We start from the raw sequence: 5616 nt of genomic DNA on the forward strand, positions 1-5616 counted from the left end.
CTTGGATATGAGGGCAAGACGCTCATCATCGAAGAGCTTCTTGCGGCAAGCGAGCAAAGTGCGTGGAGCCGTGATAGCTCTGAAAGTCCTGAAAGCCCTGAAAGCCCTGAAAGCCCTGAAAGCCCTGAAAGCTTTAATAACCCTGATTGCCCAGATAGCCCGGATAACGCAAGCAGCCGTTTGCTCTACGTTATCTATACTTCAGGTACGACGGGGAAACCGAAAGGCGTTATGTTGGAACATGGCAACCTTGTAAACTTGATCATGCATCAATACGAGCATGCGTCCATTCCATTTGACAAGCAGGTGCTGCAGTATGCGTCGTACAGCTTTGATGTGAGCTATCAGGAAATCTTTTCTACCTTACTGGCGGGCGGAACGCTGCATGTAATTGAGGAGGACATGCGTCAAAATCCGACTGCGCTCTTCCGCTATGTGGAGGAACGAGGCATTTCAACCTTGCTGCTGCCATCGTCGTTCGTCAAATTCGTTTGGAACGATCCGACATACGAAGTGAATTGGCCAACGTGCGTGCAGCATCTGATTACGGCTGGAGAGGCACTGATTGTCGGCCCGGCGCTGCAGCGCTACTTGCAGGAGCAGGGCGTCACGCTTCACAATCATTACGGCCCTTCGGAAACGCATGTAGCGACCACGTACACGATGATGCCGCAAGAGCCGATGATGGAGCTGCCGCCAATCGGCAAGCCAATCAGCAATTCGTCCGTGTACATTTTGGACGGGCTCGGACAGCTGCAGCCAATCGGCGTAGCGGGCGAGCTATATATTGGCGGCGCTTGTGTCGGCCGAGGCTACTTGCATCAGCCGGGTTGGACGCAGGAGAAGTTCCTGGCCAATCCATGGCTGGAAGGAACGCGGATGTATCGAACCGGGGATCGGGCCCGCTGGTTGGCCGACGGCAACCTGGAGTATTTGGGCCGTATCGATCATCAGGTGAAAATAAGAGGATATCGGATCGAACCGGGCGAGATTGAAACTAGACTGTTAGCGTTGGAAGGAATTCGTGAGGCGGCCGTCATCGCGCTGCCAGATGAGCGAGGCAGCCATAAGCTGTGCGCGTATGTGGCAGGCGAACGCGAATTTACATTCGCCGAACTGCGCGAAGCCTTGCGATTGAACTTGCCGGACTATATGATTCCGGCGTATGTCGTGCAGCTGGAAGAACTGCCGATTACGAGCAACGGCAAAATCGACCGCAGAGCGCTGCCGGCGCCGGAAGGAACGCTGCAGACGGGAACGGAGTATGCGGCGCCGCGCACAGCGACGGAAGCGAAGCTGGCGCAGCTATGGCAAGAGGTGCTGGGGCTGGAGCGTGTCGGCATCCGCGATAACTTCTTTGACATCGGGGGCCATTCGCTCCGGGCGATGACGCTTGTATCGCGCATTCATCAGACGCTGGAAGCGGAAGTGCCGCTGCGTCAATTGTTCCTCTCGCCAACGATTGAAAGCTTGGCGGCTGCCCTGGAGGCGGCGGAGGGCCGCACCTTTGAAGCGCTTGTGCCCACTCCGCTGCAGGCAGCGTATCCGCTGTCGTCCGCGCAAAAACGGCTGTATGTGCTGCAGCAGCTGGAAGGCGCCGAACTGAGCTACAACATGCCTGCTGCGCTGCGCCTGACGGGAACGCTGGATCGCCAGCGGCTGGAAGCTGCCCTCCAGATGCTCATCGCCCGTCATGAATCGCTGCGCACAGCGTTTGTGGCGGTAGACGGGGAGCCGATGCAGCGCATCGTAGAGGCTCCCGGCTTCACCGTCGCGTACGAGGAGGCGAGAGGAGCCGATGCGCAGGCATTCATTCGCCGCTTCCTCCGTCCGTTTGACTTAGGCGTTGCGCCGCTGCTGCGGACGACGCTAGTGCGGTTAGACGAAGCGGATCACGTGCTATTGTTCGATATGCACCATATCATTTCCGACGGCACCTCCATGAACATTTTGGTGCAGGAATTGACGAAGCTGTATGCCGGAGAAGAACTGGAACCGCTGCGGCTGCAGTACAAGGATTATGCGCTCTGGCAGCAAGGCTACCGGCAAAGTGCAGCTTACTGGAAGATGGAAAGCTATTGGCTGAGCCAGTTTGCAGGCGAGCTGCCGGTGCTGAGCCTGCCGACGGATGCTCCGCGACCGGTGGTGCGCAGCTTCGATGGGGATCGGGTCGATTTCGAGCTGGACAGCGTGCTGGCCGAAGCGGTCAAAGAGCTGGCGCGGGAAAACGGCGCGACCGTGTACATGGTGCTGCTGGCCGCATACAGTGCCCTGCTCGGGCGATTAAGCGGCCAAGAAGAAGTGATCGTCGGTACGTCGATCGCCGGGCGTTCCCATGCGGACCTGCAAGGGGTTCTGGGAATGTTTGTCAACACACTGGCGCTGCGGATGAACCCGTCCGGAGAAAAGCCGTTCTCCGCTTACTTGCAGGAAGTGAAGCAGACGGCGCTCGGAGCATTGGAGCATGGAGACTACCCGTTCGAGGAACTGGTGGAGCAGGTGGTGAAGCAGCGGGATATGAGCCGCAATCCGTTGTTCGATGCCATGCTGGTGCTGCAAAACACCGAGCAGGCCGAATTGGAGCTGGCGGGACTGCAATGGACGCCGTATCCGCTGGAGAGCGGAGCAGCGAAATTCGACTTGACGCTGTCGGTCAGCGAGCACGAGCAGGGGATGCGATGCACATTGGAATATGCGTCAAAACTGTTCGAACGGACGACGATCGAGCGCTGGGCGGGCCACTTCACCGAACTGCTGCGCCAAGCAGTCCGTCATCCGCAGGCGATGCTGGGAAGCATCGAGATGCTGACGGCTGACGAGCGGGAAGAGCTGCTGATGGCATTTAACGATACGGCGGTGGAGCTGCCGGCGGAAGCGACGGTGCATACGCTGTTCGAACGGCAGGCTGCACGAACGCCGGAGCAGCCGGCGCTCATAAGCGGAGAGGCCGTATGGACGTACGGCGAACTGGAGGCGCGAGCCAACCGTATCGCCGGCTGGCTGCATGCGCACGGGGTGAGAAGCGAAGACCGCGTCGGCGTGCTGCTCAGCCGTTCGCCGCAACTGATCGCAGCTCTGCTGGGCGTGATGAAAGCCGGCGCGGCTTATGTGCCGCTGGATCCGGCACTGCCGGCAGCGCGCATCGAGGGGATGATCCAAGATGCCGGTATCCGTATCCTGCTGAGCGAAGGGGCACAGACGGAAATGGTGGCGGACTGGGAAGAAACAACGCTGCGGCATGTCCTGTGCATGGATGAGGAACGTTCCGCCGAATCGGAAATAGCCGCTGCGGTTGTCGAAGGGAAGAAGGAACACTTGGCCGCCACGGATGCCGAAGGGCAGAAGAACTGCTCCGCCATGGTGAGGTTCGCCTCGGCGAAAGAACTGGAAACCTATTCGCCGGAATCCACGAGATCAACGGATGTACAGGCAGCTGTACCGACAACGCCAATGAACAGCGCGTATGTGATCTACACGTCGGGCACCACTGGCAAGCCAAAAGGCGTGGTGGTGGAGCACCGGAACGTTGTCAACTTTATCGCGGGGATGGTGCGCTCGCTGCCGTTTGCGCCGTCTGCGTCGATCCTTTCAGTCACAACGGTGTCCTTCGACATCTTCGTGACCGAGAGCTGGGTACCGCTCAGCTGCGGGATGCAGATCATTCTCGCCAGCGAAGCAGAGCTTCAGGATCCTGCGCTGCTGGGCGATTTGCTGGCGGAGCATCCGGTACAGCTGATGCAGACGACGCCTTCGAGGCTGTCGATGATGCTGGCGCAGGAACACAGCGCCACGCAGCTGCGCCGTATACCAGCCCTATTGATCGGCGGCGAGCCGCTGCCCGCGGCGCTGCTGAAGCAGCTTCGGGCGCAAACGAATGCGTCGCTGTACAATATGTACGGCCCGACGGAAACGACGGTGTGGTCTACGTTTGAGCATTTGAAGGAAAGCGAAGGGGAAAAAGTTAGTATCGGCCGTCCGCTGGCGAACACGCAGGCGTACGTGCTGAACGAAGCGCTGCAGCTACAGCCGATCGGAGCCGTAGGCGAGCTATGCCTCGGAGGCGCTGGGGTCGCTCGCGGATACTGGGCGCGCAAAGAGCTGACCAGGGAGAAGTTTGTTGATCATCCGTTTCATCCGGGGGAGCGGATCTACCGGACGGGCGATTTGGCCCGCTGGCTGCCGGATGGTCGACTGGAGCATCTGGGCCGGATCGACCATCAGGTGAAGATCCGCGGTTACCGGATCGAACTGGGCGAGATCGAAGCGCATTTGCTGCGAATCGACGGCGTCAAGGAAGCGGTCGTGACCGTTGCCGCTGGGGAAACGCAGGAATTGTGCGCCTATGCAACGGGCAGCGGTGAGCTCACGGCGCAGGCGATGCGGAGCAAGCTGGCGGAAGGCCTTCCGCCTTATATGATTCCCTCGCACTTCATTCGCCTGGAGAAGATGCCGCTCACGCCAAACGGGAAACTGGATCGCAAGGCACTGCCAGCGCCGGATGGTACGCTGAGTACGGGAACGGAGTATGTAGCGCCGCGCACGATGACGGAAGCGAAACTGGCGCAGCTCTGGCAAGAGGTGCTGGGGCTGGAACGTGTCGGCATCCGCGATAACTTCTTTGACATCGGGGGGCATTCGCTCCGAGCAATGACGCTCGCAAGCAGAGTTAATAAGGAAATGAGCGTGAGCCTGCCCCTAAGAAACGTGTTCTTGTATCCGACAGTTGAAGAGATGGCGCAGGCGATCTCTGAGCTGGAGCGGTTGGAATATGCCGTCATTCCGCAGGCCGAAGCAAGGGACTACTACCCGGTGTCCTCGGCGCAGAAACGGATGTACATTTTGCAGCAGTTTGAAGGCGCAGAACTAAGCTATAGCATGCCTGCAGCCTTGTTATTCCATGGACGCGTGGACTTTGCGCGATTGGAACAGGCTTGCCGGGAGCTTATCGCCCGCCACGAGGTGATGCGAACCGGGTTTGATGTGGTGGACGGCGAGCCTGTTCAACGAATTAGCGCAGAGGTCGCGTTCGATTTGCCTTATCGGGAAGCCGGGGATAGGAGAGCGGAAGATCTCATACGGGAGTTTATTCTTCCTTTCGATCTGAGCCAGGCACCGCTGCTGCGCGTTCAGTTGACCAGGCTGACCGATACGCAGCATCTGCTCCTGTTTGACATGCATCATATTATTTCCGACGGAACTTCCATGGGCATTTTGATTGAAGAGGTGACAAGGCTGTATGCCGGCGATCGTCTTGAGCCCGTGTCGCTTCATTATAAGGATTATGCCGTCTGGCTGGCGGCAAACCGTCATTCGAATACGTATGTCCAACAAAAGGAGTACTGGCTGCAGCAGCTTGGCGGCGAGCTTCCGGTTCTTCAGCTGCCAGCCGATTTCGCCCGTCCGTCGATCCAAAGCTTCACGGGAAGCCAATTGGATTTCGCGATCGATGCGGAATTGACCGCCAGCATCAAACAGCTGGCGCAAGACACGGGAACTACATTATTTATGGTACTGCTCGCTGCTTACAGCATGTTCCTGGGCAAATTGGCAGGTCAGGACGAGATTATTGTGGGAACGCCGATTGCCGGCCGGCCGCATGCCGACCTGTCTGGCATG

Annotated in this window: 1 protein-coding gene; it reads left to right on the forward strand. The window is 58.7% G+C overall.

Annotated features, from left to right (window positions below):
* Positions 1–5616 (forward strand): non-ribosomal peptide synthetase (locus BP95_RS30570; protein WP_155987288.1); only part of this gene is annotated, 5616 nt, incomplete at both ends.

The sequence above is a fragment of the Paenibacillus sp. UNC217MF genome (genome assembly GCF_000686865.1).
GTDB lineage: Bacteria > Bacillota > Bacilli > Paenibacillales > Paenibacillaceae > Paenibacillus_B > Paenibacillus_B suaedae.